Here is a 24573-nt window from a genome sequence, read left to right on the forward strand (position 1 = left end):
AGGTGATTCCTTTTCGGACAGCTCCTTTTCTTAAAATATATACTTATATCCCAATCCAAAGGTATTAAAATTGTATTTAGACTGAAAATTAATATCAGCCGAAACTTTTAAGTAACTGTTTTTCATTACCTTATAATGAGTATTTACTCTAAAATTCATAAAATTATCTTCAAAGGAATCAAAATAATACGCTCCTGAAGTATATAATTTAAATTTAGAATAATCATCTCCAAAGTATCTATTCCTAATTAGGTAAACAGGAGCTACTCTTACTCTTTCATCAATATTTGCAAACTGACATAACCCTTCTAAGTACGGAACTACTTTCCATTTTTTTTCTTTATTTGAAGCTGTTTTTATTCTAGAGCTTAAGGTAAAATTAAGATTTGAAGGACTAGGATAATAATCTGTTACGAAGTAGGTATCTAGCTCTAAAAATTCAAAATATCTGTTATAGGCTGCATTCCATTGTAATTGATATATATTTTCGCGGTAAGCCTCCCAAAAATTAGCAGGGGCATAGTCTAAATTTGTACTTAAATTGTACTTCTTGGTTATTATATTAATTCCTCCTTTTGCATTGTAATACAACTTACCACTCCAATCTTTTTCTAAACCTAATCCGTAGGTATAAAAAAACTTATTGATCTGGTCAGACTGTTTTCTTTTAAACTCGTAGGCAAATTCTAATATGGTAGCTAAATTATTAGTTGTTTGATCTGTACCACTATACAACTCTTTATGTTTAACAAAAAAATCATGTGAATTTTTTTGCTTATCAAAATGACCGTATTTTATATAGTTTTGAAAATTGGTCTTTTTATTTACAAAATAGCTCAAAGTAGAGTTTGCATCTAGATAATCTCCATACAAATCTTTTAATTTTATTTGAATTTTTTCTTTGTTGATGGCTGTAAAAATAGTGGGGTATTTACGAATCAATTCTTCCTGTGTTTCTATATCAAAATAAAGAATTTGTTGATTTAGGTGTTCTTTTATTTCTTCAAATATTTTTTGATCTTTTATTTGTAATAATACACCACATGCTTCATCATACTTCCCTAGTACTTCATATATCTGAAACATTCTTTGTTTCATAGCTTCATCATTTGGATTTTGGCTTATATATTTACGATAATACTGTTCAAGTTCTACATACTGCCTTAGTTCAAACATCCATGACAAACGAGTATCTGGACTTATTAAGGATGTAAACTCTGACCAATTAATAGCATTTTGGTAATCTTCATTTTCATTAACGTAACTCCAGCTAATATCTGAGACTAAATTTTCATTAAAATGAGTAGTAGCTGGATCTAGTGTATTCAAATATTTAAAAGCTTCTTCTTTTGCGTATACAAGAGCATGATAAACATACGCTTCTTGGTTTTCGCAATTAGGTTCTAACTGAAATATTTTAAATAATACTTTTTTAATTTCATCATAATCCTCTGATGCAGAAATAATAGATAAATATTCTTTCAATACAGATAATTTTTCGTTATTCCATTGATACTGATTGCATATCCATTTTGTATGTAATTCTTCAGACGAATACCCTAGTATATTTGACAATTCAAAAGAATAATTAATATTGTGTTTAGAGGGGTACTTATCACAATGTTTTTCTAATAGCCCCCAAACTTCGTCACCTTTACCCTCCCAAGACATATAGGTAGCATATTTATTCCAGATAGCATAATTAATTTTAGGTTGACTCATCATTAAGACCAACAAATGTCTTTTTTCTTCTTCTAGTTTTTTATAATAATCTTCTACGCCTAATTTACCTGAAAGAAAAAGACCTCTGTTTTTTTCAAACAGTTTATATTCTTCCCATACTTTATCATAAATAAGATCCTCATCTATTGTTTTTTTCTCAAGCGTAAACGACAATCTATTACTAGATTTGAGAGAAACTAATTTACCTCCCATAAAATCTGTTATACTATATTTTTTGGATTGGCGAGCTAATTCTTCTTTATTCTTCTGTGTTAATTCATCAAAATAAACCCCCCAAGTATTCCCTTCTTCTGTAAATAAATTTGTTTCTTCTTGAACTGTATAACTTTCTTCTTTAGCTATATGTTTATAATTAGCCCCTCTCCATTTCATTACTATGGGGGCTGCATTTTTTACTGTATAAAACTCACTTTGTGGATAAATTTCTTTAAACTCTGTCAAAAAATCATCAAAAGTGCTGTATAATGTTTTTTTTCCTTTTTTCCAATTTAATCCTAAATCGTTTCTTAATTCATAATGATATTTTTTCTTTTTCTTTTCTTTAGCATTCCCAATCTGAAAAACGTCGTCTGGATGGACGAAATGAGTCCAGACACCAGTGTACAAATAGGTAGAAAAAATATTATAATACTTTTCATCATTAAAATAAAAACCACTCGATATCCTTGGATAATCAAATAAATCTTTGTGAAAGGGTTCAAAATCAAATTCTCTGTCTCCTCCTTCTTTTTTATCACCTAAATACAAACTTGCAAAATATTTTAAAGAAGGCATTCCTTTTTTTAACTGAACTATCCCATAAGGATCTATATAATTAGAAGGGGGTACATAGCTCACTGGAAAATCTCCAAAATTATTAACTAACCATTTTTTCTTAGTTGCCTTCAAGGAAAAAAATATTTCTTCTGGATTTTCCCATTCTTCTTTTAATAACGAAACGTGATTATAACCATGAAATCCTAACTCATGATTGTCTTTAAGTAAATCATGGGTTAAAAAGTTAGAGGTTCCCTTTTGGGTTTTCCCTGTTCCTTGCATTTTTGCAAAATCCCATTGTTTAAAAGAAAAGGGAGCCCTTCTGATATCATCATAATCAAAAGCAAGTAATGCAGTATATTTAATATTATACTTTTGAGCTATTTTTTTCATATCAGGCCACCATTTTTTATACACAAACTCATTCATTGTTAAATTGTACTCGGTCTTAATAGGCTCTAATTTCACATCATATAACGGCGAAGGGAAATCATCTAAAAAGATTGTACTTGTATTAGCCAATGGATAGGGTATTCCAGACAACCCTCTTAATAGAAACGTAAAAAGTAGTCCTCTATCTCTTTTTTCAAATATTTTAGACGAGTTACAACAAATTACTTTCCCAAATCCTATATTATTTTCTAATAATAAAGGCATAGTCATTTGATTATCTGACCAAATATTGATCCTTAGATCTTTTTTGAAATTAGATTTAGCAAAGGCAAAATGTTTGGTATCGCTATACAAATTAATTTCTCTTTTACCTGATAAAGGAATCGTATTTAGGCACATTCCCTTAGAGGTAATATCATAACTCAAATCCGAATCATAACGCATTCCCCAAAAAAAGATAAAGCGTTGATCTTCTCCTATATTGGGAAAAATTAGAGTTCCTCCTTTACTAACAAATTTCAACAAAACAGGTATGGTTTGATTATTCAGCCTTTTTGTATCATTAATAACTAATATTCTAGCCGAACTTTCGATTTTTAACTGTTCGTTAAATCTATCTATTATTTTAAAGTTAAAAGGAATTTTTGTATAATCACATAACTTTCGAAAATGTTCGTAATAAGACATAGACAAATCGTCCTTAGAATCTAGTATATATTCTACAACGGGTCTTTTACTCAGACTTGAAGATTCATACGGTGATAAGAAATCTTGTTGTTGCTTATTTCTTAAGTAATCATTTTTTAATCTATAAAGAGAATCTATACTATTACAGTTAAACAATGTTAAAGAAAATAAACAATACACCAAAATTTTAAAAGACCATATTGGAAATTTTACTTGAAAACGGTTTATTAATAATTTCATATACCTCTAATTGATTACTATCAAATATTTTTTTAATATTTCTGTTCCTCTTTTTTAAACGTTTAAACCTATCTAATAATTCAGCATTTAATTCTTCATATTCAGAAGTAGTGTATTTAAAAACGAAAATACTTGAGGGTAAAATAAATTCTGGATGCTTAATTAAAAATTTATTTCTTTTTATATTCTTAGCATAAATAGAATCTACTTTAAGGTAATGGGGGGCAAGAAAATCTTTATAAGGTATAAAATAACGTCTTCCACTACTTAGATTAAAGTATTCATCTTTATTTACTACCGCATAGGTTCTATCTAAATAACCTCTCAAAATCATTTCGTTTACTGCTAGAATATTTTGATGTAACTTTTCCGTCTCATTCATGGGTAAAAACAAAACATTCTTTTCTAAGTAAACAAAAATAGAGATAGAAAAAAGTACAACAAAACCTCCTTTGTATATAGGGTATCTTTTCTTTGAAAACATTTTAAGAAAATCTGACACAATTGCTATATTTATCCCCATCAATATGGGTATAAAAACAGATAAAACTTTAAATAATACGTCTTTATCTATCCATTCGTTATCTACTTGAGTCAACAAATAAACAGCTGTTACAAATAGAAAAACCAAAACTTTTTTCCGCCATCCTCTTTTTAAAAAAATAGCTGATAATAAGTTAAGTATAAATCCTATTATAAATATAATCTGATAATAAAACATTAACCTATCTATTTCAATTCTTATAAAAGGGTTTGAAAAGGACAATTGTACATCAATTAAGGTTCTTCTCAGAATATCATTAAAACTTTCTTGGTGAATAAGCAAGAAAGAGGAATAAACGGATACAACGATAATCAAGGAAAGAACATACATTTGGAACACTACCGATGATTTGTTTTTTTTAAAATACACGATTACTAGAAAGATCACCAAAAAGGGCAATAGGAAAAGAAATGCATATAAGTCTAATAATCCTATTGCTATAAAGGCTAGTAAAAACTTGAAATATTGTTCTTTCCTTGTATAAGGCAACATCCTTAGTTTGGTCATATAGATTACTAATGGTAGAATCAATGTAAATGCCAGCAAAAGAGAACAACTTTGATAAAAATTTGTAATATCCGATGGAAGGAATGTAAATCCTAAAATATAATATACGGTTACAAATATTGGTATAATAATCATTGATTTAGTTATTTTTTGAATAAACCAAAAAACAACGATTGTCATTGATAATAATTGAAAAATAGAGTATACATAAATACTTATTTCTAAGGAAGAGTTTGTTATATGAGAAAGAAAGCTCACAAAAGCATAAACCGCTTCTGGGTTAACTTCTTCTGTAAACCATCTATTGTTGTCTTTTGCTTTTATTCTTTCAAGTGTATCAAACCAATTACTTGAAAAAAGATAATGGTCAAACTTTATAAAATAAAAGGAAATAACACAAATAGAAAATAATAGAAATAGTAGAGAAGAAATAATATACACATTTTTTCTTTCTATCTTTAAGTGGGCATTTGAAAAAATAACTTTCCAATTAAATTCTTTATTCTCTACTTTTTTTAATACCAAAAGGAGACGTTTTTTAAACTTACTAACAATAATACTTGGCAATTTTATAGGATTTACGATCCTTAAATAATCACATAATCCAACGACTACAAGTAAGCCTGTAACAACTAAACCATCATATATTTCTAAATTAATGGTTATAAATAAAATAACAATGAGTAAACTTAAATACTCAAAATATTTTCGAATAATGCAGTCTAATAAAAAATTAAAATCACGACGCAACAACACGTATTTACGAGTTGTAAACAAAATGATTAAAACAATAACTAAAATTTTTAGTATTCCTACCCCTATAGCTGTGTAAACATTCATACTAATCCTTTATTTTTTGCAAAGATATTTCTGATATACTGTAAGTTATATTTTCTGATTTAATTCTTTTTCTGATTTTTTTGATTTGACTTTCATCAACGGCATATTCCAGCAGTAGTGGTTTAATTTTGTATTTGTTTATTGCTTTTTTTAAGTTCCCTAAACGTTCTGAAAAACTTTCACTATTTCTTATTAAATATCGTTTTTCTTGAAAATCATAATCGGTGTATACCGATTCTACTAAAACATAATCAATTTGATTATGTAATACTTTTACCAAATCTAGTCCTGCATTTTGAACTAAAACTTTATTAGGATATTCTCTTCTAATATCTCCTATAAATGCTACTAAATTATTCTGTAAATTGTACTGTACGCCATGTTCCGTATAGTTATCTATATTGTCTAAAAAAAGACCATCGTAGCCCATATAAAAAATATTTTGTATACGGCTTTTTAAAACCTTTTGAATTTTTGATGAACCAATATCTAGATAATAACTATTCCAATCTGTATTTTTTTCACTAACAGCGCTTTTAAGTAATTTATAATCCTTAGCTCCTTCATTAATTTCTCCAAGGCTTATATAAGCTATTACCTTTTTATTATTCCTTCTTAAATACGAAACTTCATTGTATGTAAAATGGGCTGACTCTACAATTAATAGATCATAACCGGAAACTTTTGTTATATCAAATTTCCCATAACAAACTAAAAATTTAGTTTTTGAATGAGAATTAAAAGAAAAACAAAGAAATAACATTATAAGTTTAAAATGACGCATAATAATAATAATCCATTTTTTTAAAAAATTTATACAAGTGATATGATGTAAATAACATAAAGAACAAATTCCCTACTAAAAAACCTACAACACTAAGGTCGTAAGAGAAAAATCTACTAAAAAATAATCCAAAGACTAAATTAATCACAAAAGAATACAAAATACTCTTAAGAGGGATTTGTGGTTGTCCTAAGGTAAAAAAATGTAAAACATTTAAAACCGAACATGAAAAGAAAAAATATCCCAAGGAACCTATTATACAAACCTGTCTATTAATACTATTTAATTTAATTTCAAAACAGGCATCATATCCATACGGTGAATATAATATAAATAATTCTATTATAAAAGCAAAACAACTTGTAAGTAGCAATAATAAAAAATTCCCTAAATAACTCTCTACAAACCCTTTTCCATAATTTTGTATACTGTCAAGAGTTACCTCTGATTGCAATCTATCTAGTAATTTTGCAAACCTAACTATTCCGAATTCAAAAACACCAGCAACCAAAAGATACATAAGCAATGCTATATCCATTCCTATTTCATAATCTTTTTCAAAGAAAATAAAATACAAAAAACGTTCCTTTTCATGTACCGACCAAGCAATGATTCGATCTAAAAAAACATATAAAAAAAATAGCATTCCATAAAAAAAATACATATAATTATTATAGATAATAAACTCGTTTTTTACATCTTTTGTTGTATAACTGGGGTCAAAAGCGTTATTTTTTTTAAAAAATCGAATTAAATATACCCATAAAATTAGAACTACAAAACCTAAACCTATCCAATGAGTAAAATAAATATACAAAGGAGTAAAAACTTTTAGTGCCAAAGAAAAAGCAGAACCTAGTATAATAACAACAGGAATTATGATTCGTTCTTTAAAAACATATAAAGGAGCTATCATCAATAACATAGAACCTATAAAAATAGAGTATATCCCACTTAAAATTGCCATTTGAAATGCAAAAAATTCTAATAAAAAAGACAATAAAACAAATATAGCATTTACAAAAAACAAGAGTTTAAATCCCGTTTTCATGAGATATACAGTGGTTTGAAAAACCATTTTATTGTTTTTATGATTCCAATAAAAAGATATTTGCTTACTAATAACAGTTACAACACCTCCTGTAAGAACTAAACTGGTTATAACCCCTATTACCACAGAAGTAGATTGTAAAATATTAAAATCTGAATATACCCATAAGGAATAGCCAAAAAAAACAACACAAAATACTTGAAAGAAAATAGGTAAAACATAAAATATACCTACCAAATAATCTTTGAAAAAATATTTAAGATCTTCCTTTGTTAGATTTATTGATACACGATCCTTTTTTTCAACTACAATCTTATCCTTATATCTTTCTAATATTTTCCCATATACTACTTGTGAAAGGTTCGCTATTGTTGAAAAACCATAATCATTCTGAACGTCTATCTCTCGAATCCCGAAGGATTCAATTATTGCTTGTGTTACATTAACACTCATAGGTTTTCCTACTCGTTTTTGAACTAAAAAAACGAGTTGTTCTACTTTATCATTTTCTAATTCCTCATTCATCATTTTCTCATTTCTAATAATTCTTCGTATATTTCTTCATACTGATTGATAAACTTATCTATAGTAAAGAATTCCTCTACTCTTTTTCTACAAGCTATCTTCATACTTTCTCTTAAAGTATGATCTTGCAATAATTTTAGAACAGCTCGTCCAATATCATCTGGATCTTTAGGCTTACATAATATTCCACATTCTTCGTTTAAGGCCTCTGCTACCCCCCCTACATCCGTAGAGACAACAGGTATACCACAACTCATAGATTCTATAATTGTATAGGGAAATCCTTCTGAAATAGAAGTTAAAATAGAAATATCTCCTTCACAAAATACCACTTCAGGTCTGGGGTTAGGCCCTAAAAAGAAAAAATTTTGTTGAAGTCCTAATTCTTCTATTAACTTTAAACATTTTGAAGTATATTCTGGAACTGCGTCATTTTCACCATGTACTCTATATTGCACGTTTGGCAACACATTAGCTACGACTCTACAAGATTTTATCATAGTTAAAATATCCTTTAGCTCAAAAATACGGGCCATAGCCACTACTGTTGGAATCCCTTTAAATTCAGTTGGTTTTTCAAGAGGTTTAAAACGCAAATGATCAATTCCATTATAAACCACTCTTAATTTGCTTTGTTCAGCACCATACATCAATTCCCATTTAAAATTAAACTTATTAACAGACATGATAATATCTGATTGGTGATAAGAAGCTCTTGCTGAACATTCTGACAAACGAATTAAAAAATCTTTTAAGAAGTATGAACTCTCCGATTGGCTAATAGCTAAAATTCTTTCCCGTATATAAACACCATGCTCTGTTAATAAAATAGGGGTTCCATAAAGATTTTTTTGTATTATGGCAGGTAAAACTATAAAACTAGAAATAGTTAAATGAATAATATCTGTTTTTGGAAAATCAATAGAAATAGGTAATAAAAAATGATAAATCCAACGCATTGCATAGGTCAAATCCAAAAGAGAAATTTCTTTTATCCCATAATGTTCCGTATAAAAAAGGATTTCTTCTTTAAAAATGTCCCATATTTTTTCATTTTTAAAAACAAGTTTATAATCATTCTCCTGAAAAAAATACCACATTCCAATAAAAACATCTATCAACTCATCTGCATCAATGTGTTCTGAGTAAATACAGCCCAACAGTCTTTTAAAGAGAGGCATAAATTTTGTCTCAAGATCTTCTAAAAAAAGAGTTTCTTTTTTTAAAATAAAGTCATAATATGTATCATCAAATCGAATAACTTCTTTAGGTTCTAAAGCATACCAAATAGGTACCTGAACAACATCTAAAATTGAGTCATTTAATGAATATTTAGGCTTAGTTTCGTAGAATGCATTTACAGAATAAATCTTAAAATTAAATTTATTGATTTTATTACACAGTATATGCGCCCAAGTTGACACACCTCCTCCATGAAAAGGATAAGTCCCCTCCAAAGCCATAAGGATACTTGATTTGGACATAAAAAGTTTAGTTTGTTTTTCAGACTATGAAAGTAATTTTTTTTTATGAAATCTTTCTGTAGAAATATTTCTATCTAATTCTATACCATTTTCAAGAAAATTAAATAAATTATACGCTAACCAAGGGCCTAACATAACTCCTCTAGTCCCTAATCCGTTTAAGATATGCAATCTTTTATAAACGGAATGAGTTCCCAACAAAGGTCTTCTGTCTTTTACGGTCGGTCTGACCCCCGCAAAATGCTCAACAACTTCAAAATCACAATCAATTAATTCTCTTAAGTCATTGATCAATTCCATTTTTCCTTCTTCAGTAGGAATATCTGTCTTATCCTTCCAATTATAAGTAGCTCCTATCTTAAACAAGGAGTTCCCTATTGGCAAGATAAAAATGCTAGATTTTAAAACCACATCTAATTTTAGATTGGGGGCTTTAATTATTAATAATTCTCCTTTTGTTCCATCTAAAGGAAGATCATTAAAAAAAGGATTATTTACCAATCCATACCCTTCTGCAAAAATTATATTTTTATAAAAATCGCCTTTATAAAGTATAGATTCGTCTAAAAATTCAATAGAATTATATTCAAATCGTTCGTTTATAAAACTATTTTCCTCTTTTAAGCGATTAATATACGCATCTATTAAGAGAGCAATTTCAACATAGCCTGTATACAAAACCTCTCCAAAACCATAATCAGAAGCAATTGATTCATATTTTTTATGAATAATTTTTGGAGAAAGGAAAGGAGATAAATTCGTTTTATCACACGCTTGAAACCAGTTGTTCTGCTCTTCAATAGAAGCAAATTTTCTAAAAACAGGTATGGGAAATACAAAATTTGTTTTTAATTTAGCTTGAAGAGTCTCTAAAAAGGGCAAACTAAAATGAATTTGTTCCTTTGCTTTCCAAACTTCGCTAAATCTTTTTAGTATAACAGGATTATAAAGCCCCCCTGCAATCCTAGAAGAATTGGTAGAAAAATCATCTAAAACTCGTACTGACTTTCCATTGTTTTTTGCTATTTCAGCAAAACTAATACCTGCTATACCTGAACCAACAATTAAATAATCGATCATAGTACAAAGATAAAAACTCTTATTTCAAAAATACGTCTTTCGCATTTATATATTTAAATAATAAGTTCTATTTATTTAATACAACTATTACTTACTACTATTACAAAGTTAATACTAATTTATTAATTAATTTAAAAATAAGCTTTTTTAAAACCCAGATTACGCATTAACCTTTGTGATGAAAATAAAAAAACAAAGAATATAAAATACCTAGAAATTTTTTACCGCAAATCTAGTTTTATAAATCTAAAATCATTTTTATCTATAATAAATTTCTACTCTGTAATCTGGATTTAAAACACATCATAGATTCTATAATACATAAAAAAACTCCTACCTTAACGGGTAGGAGTTTTTTTATGTAATTGGAGAAATTTATCATTAATAAGTCCACATATCTTGTTCAAAGTCACGGATTTTATCTCTTACTCTTTGTGCTTCTATTAATTGCATTAAAGAGTTATCCTTCATGTACTTAGATATATCTCGATCGTTATAAATATTTTCTTCTTTATAAATAACCGAATTAAATCTTCTCGAATTCAACAAATGATCAAAAGATATAGGCATAGAAGAATTTTTTTCGTTAAAAGCTTTCGCTTCGTGTAACACTCCTCTTGCATCTGGATAAAATATCCAAAATAAATCAATATAATCTTTTTCTTCTTCTGATTTACCCATAGTATAAACATCTGGTATTACTGGACAAATTCCTAAAATACGATAGCGTAAATCAGATTGTCTCTTATCGAAATACCATAATCCAACTATTTTATAATCAGAAACATCAATAGAAGCTAAATCGGTTTTATTTATATATTCGGAAGAAATAAACTTTGAAGCGGGAATTACTTTTGTTTCAACACCTACTTTTTTACGTTTTTTTCCAGTACCTTCATATACAGGAACCTCTACAGTTCTACTTTTATAAGCATTGATATCTGAATTCATCTCTTCACGACCTGCATCAGTGGTATCAATCTTAGTGAGCGAAGCATTAATATCTTTTAACGTTTTCTTTTCTCTAAAATAGCTATCACCATATACTTGAGTAATCTTGCCTGATTTTATTCCCTTTACTAATACATCATAAAGTGATCTACGATCAGAACCTATACTAATTGTATCAATTGGATAATACAAAGAAAAGTTAATACGCTCATCCAAGTCGATTATTTCCCATACTTTCTTAGACATCAAGATATCTCTATCATCTACATAACCATAATCTAAAGGTTTATCATTGTCCTTAGTTTGTTGAGCTGCAGATTTTAAACCTATTTCTTGCGGTTTTTTTGCATTCAACAAATTTGACTGAGCGAAAGTTGACATACTTCCACTAACAAAAAATGCTAATACTAAATTTCTCCAATTCATAATTTTCTATTTGAGGCGTTTAAAAATTAAACGAAATTTATGCAATTATTATTGTACTTCATAAGTACAAGATGACACACGTTTAGCAACTTGATCAATACCTGAGAAAGATGCTTTAATCTCAGAAATTACTACCACATCACCTCTTTGTGCTTTTTGAATAGCACCTTTTGCTCTAGCATCCATCTTGTTACCAGTAACTACTATTGTTGGTTGCCCTGGAACTTTTACATTGAACTGTGTAACACGTACATCTACTGGAAAATCAAAATCTTCCATTTCTGCAGTTACGGTACATACTTCTAAATTAGATTTAGATCCTTTTGCAGAAACTTCTCCACGAACTTTACCTGTAGGAGCTGGCAACCCTTTGATACGGAATTCTTTTTTATCAGAAACAACCTTTCCATCAGGTAACTTAGCGCTTACATTAATCATTAATGACGTTCCTGGTCCTGGCTTTAATATGTATTTACCATTTCCTGTTTTAGTCATACCTGGAGCTGAAGCATTCACATTATTATCTGCCACACCAGCAAAAGATATTGAAATTGGGTTTGGTACACCACGGTACACTACATTCATTTTATCTGCTGAAATTGTAGCCGAGTTTGGACGCGGAACAACCACGTATGTACCAGCAAATTTCAATGGAATTGTTTTACCATCCTCTAAGAATGTAAATTGACCATTAATATTTTGTTCACCTACTCCACCTGCTGTGGTTGAAATAACTGCTTGACCATTTTCTAAACGTCCAGGTCCTTGAAAAGATGTTGGTTTTGTATTTTCGTCATAACGACCTAAAACAACTTTACCTTTTACTTGTTCCCCTTGGAAGTATGCGTTTTTTTCCAACACTACGATTGCCTGATAATTACTATAAGAAGCAGCTTGTACTGCAGCTTTTCCTAAAGCAGCACTAATTACATCTGATTCCGCTTTTTTAGCGTCATTTTGCCAAGCTGACAACTTAGCTAAAGAAGCAATCGAAGGGAATCCCTTGAAATGATAATTCAAAAACTTATCTTTTGAACCATCTGTTTTCATTACATCTTTAGTATCAAATTTATTTAGAACTTCATTTAAAATATGAGCATATTTTTTCTCAGATCCTAATGCGCTTTTTAAATCCAATTTATATGTTTCAATAGCATCAACAACTGCTTTTCCTTTTGCAGTATAGTTTTCTCCTTGAAACCATGTTTCATCTAATTTATCACCTTTATCCATAGATTCATAAGGCAATTTTCCTTTTTCTAAAGTGATATCTTTTGTAATATCTGCCTTTATACCATCTATAAACGAATAAAATTTATTTGAAGCAGCTTCTACCTTATGTGCGGTTACTGCTGCCATTGCAAATTCTCCTTTAGCTTCAGCTGCTTTCTGATCAAGAGAAGCTAACATTTGCTGATTTGTAGATTTTGCTGACTGATTAGACCCTTCAAATCGTTCATTCATTAAACCAAATGCTGAAAGGACCTCTTTTGACATATTCATTGCCAACATAGCGACGAAAACCAAATACATAAGGTTCACCATCTTCTGTCTAGGACTTAAATTACCTCCTGCCATTCTTTTAGAATTTTTTAGTTATTAAATAATTATTTAGAAAAGACAAGAAGATTATCCTCTATTACTCATAGCTGACAACATACCTCCATACACGCTATTTAATGTAGCAATATTTGTTGTCATAGATTGCATTTGTTCTTTTAATTTAGCTGCATTTTCTGCAATTTCTTGATTTGCTTCAGCATTACGTGAAGCACTTTCTAATTGAGACTTGTATAAATTATTTAAAGATGCCATATTATTAGCAGCTGCTAACATTTCGTCTGCATATTTCTTTTGTCCAGCAATAGCATCTACAGTAGGTGCCATATTCTTAGCTGCTCCTTCGAAATTTTTGATACTGTTTCCTAAACTAGCCATTAATTCACCATCAATTTTTGCTTCTTTTAGCATAGCATCCAATTTTTGAGATAATAATCCTTGTGTTTCAACTGGTTCCTCTTTTTTAGCCTTTTTAGCAGTTGGTTGTCCCCCTGCTAATTCAGGATAAACCAAAGTCCAATCTAACTCTTGTGCTGGAGTTTCAAATGCAGACAAACCGAATATTAAAGCTTCTGTACCTAAACCAGCAATAAGCATAGCGCTTGCTCCTGGCCAGTGCATTAATTTAAATAAAGCTCCAACGATTACTACTGCCGCACCAAACCCGTATGCGAAGTTCATTACTCTAGGTGATAAAATTGCCATAATAATAAATTTTAGTTAAGTTAATATAATTATGATAGATTTAAAAAATATTTAAAAAAATCCTATTTTGATGAGTTGCCTGTTGCTTCTGTTCCCATATAATCTTGAATAGTACGGAACCCGATATAACTTCTAGCTGAATCTGCGTATTCAAAATCACGTGTACTAACTTGTAGGAAGTAAGCTACATCTTTCCAAGAACCACCACGCGTTACTTTACGCATATTTTTTTGATCTGAAACATTTGGATTCATCGTAGATAAGAACTCGTAAGCTGTTGGATCATAAGAAGAATCCGTCCATTCCGCTACATTACCTGCCATATTATACAAACCGTAATCATTTGGTTCATACGCATCTACTTCTACGGTATACAAAGCTTGATCCGCTGCATAATCTCCGCGAGAAGGTTTAAAGTTAGCCAAATAGCACCCTCTATCATTTTTTGCATAAGGTCCTCCCCAAGGGTAAGTCCCTGATTCTAACCCGCCACGCGCCGCATATTCCCATTCGGCTTCTGTTGGCAAACGATAAGCATTTACATTATCTTTATGAGATCTTTTTCTTGCGCCGTTATGGTATAAAGTTCTCCAAGCACAAAAAGCTTTTGCTTGTTTCCAAGAAACCCCTACTACAGGATAATCGCCATAGGCTTGATGCCAAAAATAATCATTGTGCATTGGCTCATTATAAGAATAAGAAAAGTCTTTAATCCATACCGTTGTATCTGGATAAATAGTTACTTCTTCTTGCTTAATGAACTCCTTACGTTTACCTACTTTCGCTTTAGCTGCCGCTTGGATATCCATCCAAGTATACTTAAATTTTAAATTTTCAGAGCGTAAAGTTCTTAACCCGTTATAAGCTTCTGCTGCAGGAATGTACATAGAATCCATAACTTCTGTGTAATACGAATCTGGATACTCACTTGTTTTCCATTTAATTGGGATTTTTTTATTCAATTTTCTTCCTGAATAAGGATCATCTCCTGTTCCAATACTATAATAGTTGTCATACATATACTTGTCATAAACTGACATTTTAGTTGTATCGGCATCTAAAAAAGCATAATCTGCAATGCTACCTCCTTTTGAGGATTTTTTTCCATCATTTTTTTGACCTAACTCATCAGCTGCTATTGCCAATTTAGTTCTAACAATAGAATCTCTCACCCAATGTACGAACTGACGATACTCACTGTTTGATATTTCAGTCTCATCCATATAAAATGAACGTACAGTCACTGTTTTTGTTGGAGCATCTTGAACATTAGCTAAATCGTCATCTGATTTACCCATAATAAAAGAACCACCTGGAACCAATGTCATCCCATAAGGTTTTTCAGGATGCCAAGCTTTTCCCTTAACACCAACAAGCTGGCCATTGTCTTTTGAACCGCAGCTGTATAAAAACATAACAAGTACTGCTGATAAAATGAACTTCTTCATATAAATTTGGGTTATGTATGTATTCACCTTTACTTTAAGATTGTAAACCTATTTATTTATTTCCTAATTACCAAAAAAAAACGTTAAAAAAACTTACAAAAAAATTCTACAATAAATTTTTACGCTGTGCTTTCCACCATCTTTCGGGCACTATACCTTCACAAGCATCTAAATAATCATCATAGGTACAAGGAAGTAACGTATTTTTTTTTAGTTTATTATAAGAATTTGACAAAAAAGGGATTTCTATCCACCAACGTCCCGTTTTATCACTCTTATAAAAAACAAGTTCTTCATCCAAAGGTACAATATATTTAATAAAATTACTCTTTGTTCCAAAAGGATATTCATTGGAACGATAATGATATCCTTCTATAAAATACCATATCACCTGTGCAATTAAAACTGCTTCTGAATTAGTATATCCATGATTAAAGACTCCAAAGGTAGTTACTTTATCACTAATTCCTGCGTATCTTGAAAAAGCACAAATTTCTTTTCCCGAGAAGCCATTAGGCATAAAATCTATAAAATTTCCTGAATTAGAAGACATAACGGATCTCATATCTATAGAAACTAAATCTGCGTCTCTTAGAACGGGTTCTGTAATAGTCGGATCATGTGCTACTTCTCCTAAACGATAGGCATCAAAATATAATTTCTCTATTAAATCTATTTCTTCTTGTGAATTGAAATAGGTTTGATAGCCAATATTACTATAATTAAACAAATTATTAGGCTCATCAACAATCATTTTGGTTAGATAGGAATCAGCTAAAGATCCATTATCTCTAGCAAAGTCAAACTGACTATCAATTGTGACAACATTCACCATTTGCTCTAAACGATCGTAACCGCGGTACATAGCATACGTTAAATCTTGAGAACCTCCTATAACTATTGGAATGATGTTATTTTTAACCAATTGTTCTATCACTCCTTTTAGCACAAAATAAGTATCTTCTACGGTTGCTCCTCCTACGATATCTCCTAAATCAACAATATTAGCATTCCAATTACCTGAATATAGAGAATAGAATGCTTTTCTTATGGACAACAAATCAAGATTTGCATTTCCTTTTTGATTGCCCCTTTCTTCCAACACTCCTACAATAGCAATTGACACCTCTCTTAAATCAGGAAATTCCTCTTGAGTATTAAAGCGAACTTTCCTTCCTAAGGTTGCTTCTGAAAAACTATGAACATCTATTAAGAAATCAACCTCTAAGGGTTTTAAAAAATCAAACACCATTATTATTTACTTTTTTTTGATAGTTGTCTTTTTAGGCGTTGTTTTTTTAGCAGGTGTTTTCTTTGCGGGAGCTTTTGCTTCAATCATTTCTTGTACTTTTTCCAAGGTTAACTGAGCAGCATCAACATCTTTACTCAATTCAATTTTAATCTTTCCTTTTAGGATTACTGAACGTCCCCATCTGGCTTTCTCAACTCGAATTCCTTCAACTTCCCAATTATGAATCAGTTTTTCACTTTCTTTTTGCAACTTATCCTCTATTAGCTCTGTTATATCAGAAGAAGACAATTGATCAAAATTATATTTTTTATTAACATTAATAAACATTCCATTCCATTTAATAAATGGTCCAAAACGCCCTACTCCTTTTTGAACGTCCATTCCTTGGTATTGTCCTATAGGGGCATCTGCTTTATTTTTTTCGTCTATTAATTCTTTTGCTCTATCTAACGTTACATCTAGAGGATCCTCTCCTTTAGGCAAAGATATAAAAATCTTTCCTAATCTCACATAGGGACCAAATCTTCCATTATTTACCTCTACTTCTTCCCCATTATATTCTCCTAGCATTTTAGGCAATAAAAACAGATCTAAAGCTTCTTCCAAAGTAACGGTTCCTATATTTTGTTCGGCACGCAAACTTGCAAATTGCTTCGCTTCATCATCTGCATTTCCTATTTGCACCATAGGTCCAAATTTTCCTAGGCGAACTAAAACCTGCTTACCTGTTTTAGGATCAACTCCAAGAATTCTTTCCCCGCTTTCCCGTTCTGCATTTTTTTCAACATTTTGAACATTGGGATGAAAATGTTTATAAAAATCATCCATCATGTTTTCCCACTCTTTATTCCCTATAGCAATTTCATCAAAATCCTGCTCTACTTTTGCTGTAAAATTATAGTCTAAAATGGTTTCAAAATTTTTAACTAAAAAATCATTTACTATAGTTCCAATATCAGTAGGTACTAATTTTCCCTTATCTGAGCCTACGTTTTCAGATAATATTTCAGATTTTATTTGATTATTTTTCAAAATCAACTGATTGTACTTACGCTCAGTTCCTTCAAAATTTCCTTTTTCAACATAGTTCCTATTTATGATCGTAGAAATAGTAGGAGCATACGTAGAGGGACGACCAATTCCTAACTCTTCTAATTTTTTTACCAAAGATGCTTCTGTATAACGAGCGGCTGGTCTTGAAAAACGCTCTGTAGCAGTAATATAGTTATTCTTTAAAATTTCGTTTATTTTCAGGGCTGGCAACATTCCTTCTTCTTTTTCATCTTCATCGTCATTTCCTTCTAAATATACTTTTAAAAAGCCTTCAAATTTAATAACTTCTCCTGTTGCTCCAAAAATTTCTTTATGATTGTTTGCCTCAATCTTAACATTAGTTCGTTCTAATTGCGCATCACTCATTTGAGAAGCAATGGTACGTTTCCAGATTAAATCATACAAACGAGATTGATCTCTATCTAATTGAACGGTATGTCGCGACATATCCGTTGGACGAATTGCCTCATGCGCTTCTTGTGCTCCTTTTGATTTTGTTGCATAACTACGTGGTTGACTAAATTCTTTTCCGTAGTAATTAGAAATTTCATCTTGAGCTGCACTCATTGCTTCTTGAGAAAGATTAACACTATCCGTTCTCATATAAGTAATTAACCCAGCCTCATATAACCTCTGTGCTACTTGCATGGTTATACCCACTGGCATATATAGCTTACGAGCAGCCTCCTGTTGTAAGGTAGATGTGGTAAAAGGAGCTGCTGGTGATTTTTTTGTTGGCTTTGTTTCTAAATCCGATACTTTGTATATAGAACCTATATTTTGTTGCAAAAATTTTTCAGCTTCTTCTTTTGTAGTAAAGTTTTTAGTTAATTTTGTTTTAAATGTTCTTCCTAATTCATTAGAAAATTCAGCAGAAACACTATAAGTAGCTTCTGATGTAAAGTTTTGAATCTCTCGCTCACGTTCTACAATTAAACGTACTGAAACAGACTGAACACGACCGGCTGACAAACCACTTTTAACTTTTTTCCAAAGGACAGGCGATAACTCATACCCTACTAAACGATCTAACACCCTACGTGCTTGTTGTGCATTTACTAAATCGTAATTAATTCCTCTCGGGTTTTCGATTGCCTTTTGAATGGCTGTTTTAGTAATTTCATGAAAAACAATGCGTTTTGTTTTGGATCTATCTAATTTTAATTCTTCCGCTAAGTGCCACGCAATAGCCTCACCCTCGCGGTCTTCATCGGATGCTAACCAAACCATTTCAGCTGTTTTTGACAAGTCTTTTAGTTTTTTCACTAAAGCTTTTTTATCAGAAGAAACTTCGTATTTAGGCTTGAACCTATTTTCTACATCCACCCCCATTTCTTTTGAAGGTAAATCGGCAATATGCCCAAAACTCGACTCTACTTGAAAGTCTTTTCCTAAAAACTTCTCTATAGTTTTCGCCTTGGCAGGCGACTCTACGATTACTAAATTCTTTGCCATTTGTAACGTTTATTTCTTCGGCAAAAGTAGAAGTTTTTTTTTAAATGCAATTTTTATGCAATTATATATTGCACAAACATTTTTCTTCATCACTACCTCCTCCTCCTTTTTCTAGGGTTTTTAAGCGATAAAATAAACTTTTTTCAACAGTCTTCTAGAAACTTTTAACCAAACAAATATGACATCCTGTCATAATAAAAAATTTAGTATTATCTTTGTTGTCTCAAAAATACGAATGGCATTTTTATGGAAAAGGTAATTGACGAAAATAGACAAGGAACAAGCTTGATTTTAGAACAGAATCAGAAGAATACAAAAAAGATGTTCATAGAAAGTTATGGATGTCAGATGAACTTTTCAGATAGTGAGATTGTAGCTTCTATCTTAACAGAACAAGGTTACAACACGACACAAAATCTTGAAGAAGCTGATTTAGTTTTAGTAAATACTTGCTCGATTAGAGACAAAGCTGAGCAAACCGTTCGTAAACGTTTAGAACAATACAATGCAATAAAAAAAGTAAACCCTACTATGAAAGTAGGTGTTCTAGGTTGTATGGCAGAACGTCTAAAAGAAAAATTTCTAGAAGAAGAAAAGATTGTAGATCTTGTTGTAGGACCTGATGCTTATAAAGACATTCCTAATTTATTAAGTGAAGTGGAAGAAGGTCGTGATGCTATTAATGTTATTCTTTCTAAAGAAGAAACGTATGGAGACATTCAACCTGTTCGTTTAAATAGTAATGGTGTGAATGCGTTTGTATCTATTACAAGAGGGTGTGACAATATGTGTACCTTTTGTGTAGTCCCTTTCACCCGTGGTCGTGAACGTAGCCGTGAACCACAAAGTATCATAGAGGAAATTCAAGATTTATGGAATAAAGGATATAAAGAAGTCACCTTATTAGGTCAAAATGTTGACAGCTATCTTTGGTACGGTGGAGGGCTTAAAAAAGACTTCATAAAAGCAAGTGAAATGCAAAAAGCAACTGCTGTAGATTTTTCTCAATTATTGGATCTATGCGCAACTAAGTTCCCTAAAATGCGTTTTCGCTTTTCTACTTCTAATCCGCAAGATATGCACCTCGAAGTAATTGAAACGATGGCCAAACACCACAATATATGTAAGTACATTCACTTACCTGTACAATCAGGAAGTACACGTATATTAAAGGAGATGAATCGTCAACATACGCGTGAAGAATACCTAGAACTTGTAGACAAAATTTATCAAATCATCCCTGACATTTCATTATCACAAGATATGATAGCAGGTTTTCCAACTGAAACAGAGGAAGACCACAAAGACACACTAAGTTTAATGGCACATTGCAAGTACGACTTTGGCTTTATGTTTGCCTATTCTGAAAGACCTGGAACTTTAGCTGCTCGAAAAATGGAAGATGATATTCCTGAGGAAGTTAAAAAACGTCGTTTAAATGAAATCATTGATTTACAACAAAAATTAGGATTACAACGTACCCAGCGTTTCATAGGTCAAACTGTAGAAGTTTTAGTCGAAAAAGATTCTAAACGTTCTGATCAACATTGGAGTGGAAGAAATTCACAAAACACCGTAGTTGTATTCCCTAAAGAGAACTACAAACCAGGTGATTTTGTATTGGTAAAAGTCACGGATTGCACTGCCGCTACATTAATAGGTGAAGCGGTAGGCTATTCAGATATTATGCAGAATTAAAAATATTTTTTATGTTTCGATCATTTTTTGTAATTCTTTTTTTCTTGTTTAGCGTAAATTTATTGAGCCAAGAAAAATTAATTTTTAATACAAAAGAAGACACTTCTGATATATTCTTTGGTATGTTAGTTAAGAAAAACAAACAATTTTTTTTCAAAAAGTGTTCTATTACCGATGAAGAAATATTAATTGTTAATAAAAAAGGCGTTCAAAGCACAGATATACAATCAACTCTTGAGGAAATAAGAAAAAAAGGATCAAAAATACAATTAGAAACTATAGCAATTATCAAACAAAACAAGGGCAAATATTTAATTCACATAGTTGAAATTAAAAATATTATTGTCAACAAAAGCTGTTTACTATTAGACTCTTTGGATTAATCTATGGAAAATGTACAAAGCATAAAACAACGATTTGAAATCATTGGAAACGATCCAAAGTTAAATCGAGCTCTTGAAAAATCTATCCAAGTAGCTCCTACCGATATTTCTGTATTAGTTACAGGAGAAAGTGGTGTAGGTAAAGAAAGTATTCCTAAAATCATCCATGCTTTATCCCATCGAAAACACGGAAAATATATTGCCGTAAATTGTGGAGCGATACCAGAAGGAACTATAGATTCAGAATTATTTGGTCATGAAAAAGGAGCCTTTACAGGTGCTACCAATACCCGCGAGGGTTATTTTGAAGTAGCTGACGGAGGCACCATTTTTTTAGATGAAGTGGGAGAACTTCCTCTTACAACACAAGTTCGTTTGTTACGTGTTTTAGAAAATGGCGAGTTTATAAAAGTAGGATCTTCTCAGGTTCAGAAAACAAATGTCCGTATTGTAGCTGCTACTAATGTTAAGATGCAAGAAGCTATTTCTAAAGGCAAATTTAGAGAAGACCTGTATTATAGATTAAGTACAGTTGAAATAGGACTTCCTGCTTTGCGAGAGCGAAAAGAAGACATTCATTTGTTATTCAGAAAATTTGCTTCCGATTTTGCTCAAAAATATAAAATGCCTCCTATAAAACTAGAAGACAATGCTGTACAGTATTTATTAAAATACAGATGGGGAGGTAATATTCGTCAATTACGTAACGTAGCCGAGCAAATATCCGTTTTAGAAACGAATCGTGATATTACGGCTAGCACTCTTATCTCGTATATACCTAATGAAGGGAATCATTTACCTCAAATTGTAAGTCCAAAAGCGGAAAGTGATTTTTCATCAGAAAGAGAAATTTTGTATAAAATACTTTTTGACATGAAGGCTGATCTAAACGATCTTAAAAAGCTAACTTTAGAGCTCATGCAAAATGGGAGTTCTAAAGTACAAGAAGCGAACAAAGGACTCATACAACGCATTTATGGTCAAAAAGAAGAGAACAACCCCTACTTTGAAGAGGAAACAAGACTTCAAACCATCACAAATACCCCTCACATTCAAGAAGAATTTGATGAAGATGATGATTCCAATTATATCTTTGCCGATACAATTGAAGAAGAAGAGGATTCTTTGCGTTTAGATCAAAAAGAAATTGAGTTAATAAAAAAAGCTTTAGAACGAAACAAAGGCAAACGAAAAGCTGCAGCCGACGAGTTAGGCATATCAGAAAGAACATTATACAGAAAAATTAAACAATTTGATTTATAATTTTTATTTTTATCAAATCCGTTTATACAAAACCTCTTTTTTAAAAATAGCTATTCATTATCAAAATTATGACACAATTAAAATATACAATTTCTCTCTTTGCCTTATCCATTATATCTTCCTGTGGTATCTATAATTTTACAGGAACTAGCAAAATAGACGCTAAAACATTCCAAGTAAATACATTTCAAAATGTTTCAGAACTTATTGAACCTGGAATCGAGAGAAAATTCACCTTACGCTTACAAGATTTAATTCAAAATCAAACCAATTTAAATCTAACAAATACAAATGGCGACCTGGTATATGAAGGTGAAATAGTAGACTACCGTATTAGTCCTATGACCGCAACTGCTAATCTAACAGCTGCTCAAAATAGACTTTCAATTACTGCTAACCTTCGTTTTTCAAACAGAAATAAATCAGAAGAAAATTTTGAAAAGAAATTTTCTTTCTACTATGACTATCCTGCAGCAGAACAATTAACGGGAAGCAAATTACAAACAGCTTTAGACGAAATATTTGAACGAATTACACAAGATATGTTTAACGAAACCTTAGCTAAATGGTAGTTTATGAACACGGCAGAACTTATCTCTTTACTAAAAAACCCTAATACAATCACTCATTCACAATGCAGTGAATTGGAATCTGTACTTAAAGAATATCCATATTTTCAAAGTGCACGAAGCTTATATCTAAAAGGGTTACATATACAAGACAGTTTTAAATACACTACTGCTCTTAAACTTACAGCTGCTCATACCACTGATAGAACCGTTCTTTTCGACTTTATTACCAATAAAAATTTCGCACAAGAACTCTATTTTACAGAAAACACATCAGCATACGAAACAAAAACTATATCACCAGAAAAAATTACAAAACCTATAAGCAACATAATTGAAGAAACAAGAAATACAACCATTTCTCTAGAGTTAGAATCTGAAGCACAAAGTAGCGCCACAGATGAAGAAAAACTAGAACAATCAGTACTCAATTCAATTATCATTGCTAATGAAATAGTAGAAGATGTGAACGATAATACAATTAGAGAAGAATCTATCTCATTAAAAAACCCTTTAGAAAAGTCTATTTTATCTTCTATATCAGAATCCGACCAATCTGCTAACAACAAAATTGAAGTTGCTACTTCTATTAACCCATCAATTAGAGAAAAAATATCTTGGTTGGAAGACACTGTTGATTTAGAGCAAGAACAAGCAATAGACATCAATCTTAGTGAGCCTATTATCCTTGATGATAGCAAAACTCTTTCATTTCAAGAATGGTTGCTTTTATCTAAAACAACCCCTATTGAAAGGCCTGAAAATAGCGTCACTACAAAAAACAAAGAATCTGAAATAAAAAAAGAAAAAGAAGTTAATATTGAGGAAATCAGTAAAGCGGTTCCCCTTTCTACAAATAATGAAAGCTCTAATATAACAGAAAAAAAAGAGATTGATGTAAGTTCAAAAATGGATTTAATCGACAAATTCATCCATACAAATCCAAAAATTTCTCCTCCAAAAGATAACATTCCTACTCCAAATTATATTGTCAAGAAGAACGATAGTCCCTATTTAATGACCGAAACTCTAGCAAAAATTTATTTGGAACAAAAAAAATACACGAAAGCAATACAAGCTTATGAAATTTTAATTTTGAAATATCCAGAAAAAAGTAGTTTATTTGCAGACAGAATTTTGGATATAAAAGATTTACAACAGAATAACAACAGATAA

At 30.9% G+C, this 24573-nt stretch carries 17 protein-coding genes; 5 read left to right on the forward strand and 12 right to left on the reverse strand.

The genetic code is table 11. From position 1 onward, the window contains the following. Nucleotides 1-30: 30 nt before the first annotated feature. The 12 genes from B0A78_RS03010 to topA all read right to left on the reverse strand — a co-directional run bounded on the left by B0A78_RS03010 (nucleotide 31) and on the right by topA (nucleotide 19484). Nucleotides 31-3819, reverse strand: coding sequence for a DUF2194 domain-containing protein (locus tag B0A78_RS03010; RefSeq protein WP_097609343.1), 3789 nt, complete (start codon nucleotides 3817-3819; stop codon nucleotides 31-33). Further along, complete coding sequence (locus B0A78_RS03015) at nucleotides 3767-5710, reverse strand: hypothetical protein (RefSeq protein ID WP_065213041.1); 1944 nt, start codon at nucleotides 5708-5710, stop codon at nucleotides 3767-3769. Before B0A78_RS03015 ends, B0A78_RS03010 begins: the two co-directional genes overlap by 53 nt. 1 nt (nucleotide 5711) lies before the next feature. Continuing rightward, nucleotides 5712-6494 (reverse strand): endo alpha-1,4 polygalactosaminidase, encoded by a 783-nt coding sequence (locus B0A78_RS03020; RefSeq protein WP_014166385.1) that lies wholly within the window; start codon nucleotides 6492-6494, stop codon nucleotides 5712-5714. Continuing rightward, a complete protein-coding gene (locus tag B0A78_RS03025; protein ID WP_065213040.1) occupies nucleotides 6481-8070 on the reverse strand; it encodes a hypothetical protein in 1590 nt (529 codons plus the stop codon). The genes B0A78_RS03020 and B0A78_RS03025 overlap by 14 nt, the downstream gene beginning before the upstream one ends. Continuing rightward, nucleotides 8070-9554 carry a GT4 family glycosyltransferase PelF gene (pelF, locus tag B0A78_RS03030; RefSeq protein ID WP_225556178.1) on the reverse strand — a complete coding sequence of 495 codons (1485 nt, stop codon included), beginning with the start codon at nucleotides 9552-9554 and terminating at the stop codon, nucleotides 8070-8072. The genes B0A78_RS03025 and pelF overlap by 1 nt, the downstream gene beginning before the upstream one ends. A 24-nt stretch (nucleotides 9555-9578) precedes the next feature. After that, on the reverse strand, nucleotides 9579-10634 hold the full coding sequence (locus tag B0A78_RS03035) for an NAD(P)/FAD-dependent oxidoreductase (protein WP_097609345.1): 1056 nt from the start codon (nucleotides 10632-10634) through the stop codon (nucleotides 9579-9581). A 381-nt stretch (nucleotides 10635-11015) separates the two neighbouring features. Then, entirely contained in the window at nucleotides 11016-12011 is a 996-nt protein-coding gene (gene porN, locus B0A78_RS03040) for a type IX secretion system ring subunit PorN/GldN (RefSeq protein ID WP_014166389.1), read from the reverse strand. Nucleotides 12012-12059: 48 nt separating this feature from the next. Beyond that, nucleotides 12060-13589 carry a type IX secretion system motor protein PorM/GldM gene (gene porM, locus B0A78_RS03045; protein WP_014166390.1) on the reverse strand — a complete coding sequence of 510 codons (1530 nt, stop codon included), beginning with the start codon at nucleotides 13587-13589 and terminating at the stop codon, nucleotides 12060-12062. Nucleotides 13590-13640: 51 nt separating this feature from the next. Beyond that, the gene (gene porL / locus B0A78_RS03050) at nucleotides 13641-14276 is read right to left on the reverse strand and encodes a type IX secretion system motor protein PorL/GldL (protein WP_014166391.1); all 636 of its coding nucleotides are present in this window, start codon (nucleotides 14274-14276) and stop codon (nucleotides 13641-13643) included. 62 nt (nucleotides 14277-14338) lie between these two features. Continuing rightward, complete coding sequence (gene porK / locus B0A78_RS03055) at nucleotides 14339-15724, reverse strand: T9SS ring complex lipoprotein PorK/GldK (protein ID WP_041253274.1); 1386 nt, start codon at nucleotides 15722-15724, stop codon at nucleotides 14339-14341. 106 nt (nucleotides 15725-15830) lie between these two features. Next, nucleotides 15831-16976 (reverse strand): formimidoylglutamase, encoded by a 1146-nt coding sequence (locus tag B0A78_RS03060; RefSeq protein WP_077225593.1) that lies wholly within the window; start codon nucleotides 16974-16976, stop codon nucleotides 15831-15833. A 6-nt stretch (nucleotides 16977-16982) separates the two neighbouring features. After that, the gene (topA, locus tag B0A78_RS03065; protein ID WP_065213037.1) at nucleotides 16983-19484 is read right to left on the reverse strand and encodes a type I DNA topoisomerase; all 2502 of its coding nucleotides are present in this window, start codon (nucleotides 19482-19484) and stop codon (nucleotides 16983-16985) included. 246 nt (nucleotides 19485-19730) lie between these two features. Between topA and miaB the strand changes: the two genes are divergently transcribed. The 5 genes from miaB (at nucleotide 19731) to B0A78_RS03090 (ending at nucleotide 24573) form a co-directional block, all read left to right on the forward strand. Beyond that, complete coding sequence (gene miaB, locus B0A78_RS03070) at nucleotides 19731-21182, forward strand: tRNA (N6-isopentenyl adenosine(37)-C2)-methylthiotransferase MiaB (RefSeq protein ID WP_065213036.1); 1452 nt, start codon at nucleotides 19731-19733, stop codon at nucleotides 21180-21182. Nucleotides 21183-21193: 11 nt separating this feature from the next. After that, nucleotides 21194-21565, forward strand: a complete 372-nt coding sequence (locus tag B0A78_RS03075; RefSeq protein WP_014166396.1) for a hypothetical protein — start codon at nucleotides 21194-21196, stop codon at nucleotides 21563-21565. A 3-nt stretch (nucleotides 21566-21568) separates the two neighbouring features. After that, nucleotides 21569-22828 (forward strand): sigma 54-interacting transcriptional regulator, encoded by a 1260-nt coding sequence (locus B0A78_RS03080; RefSeq protein ID WP_014166397.1) that lies wholly within the window; start codon nucleotides 21569-21571, stop codon nucleotides 22826-22828. A gap of 68 nt (nucleotides 22829-22896) precedes the next feature. Continuing rightward, nucleotides 22897-23400, forward strand: a complete 504-nt coding sequence (locus B0A78_RS03085; RefSeq protein ID WP_097609346.1) for an LptE family protein — start codon at nucleotides 22897-22899, stop codon at nucleotides 23398-23400. A 3-nt stretch (nucleotides 23401-23403) separates the two neighbouring features. Further along, nucleotides 23404-24573, forward strand: coding sequence for a tetratricopeptide repeat protein (locus B0A78_RS03090; RefSeq protein WP_014166399.1), 1170 nt, complete (start codon nucleotides 23404-23406; stop codon nucleotides 24571-24573).

Origin of the sequence: Flavobacterium columnare NBRC 100251 = ATCC 23463, assembly GCF_002530675.1 — a bacterium.
Lineage (GTDB): Bacteria > Bacteroidota > Bacteroidia > Flavobacteriales > Flavobacteriaceae > Flavobacterium > Flavobacterium columnare.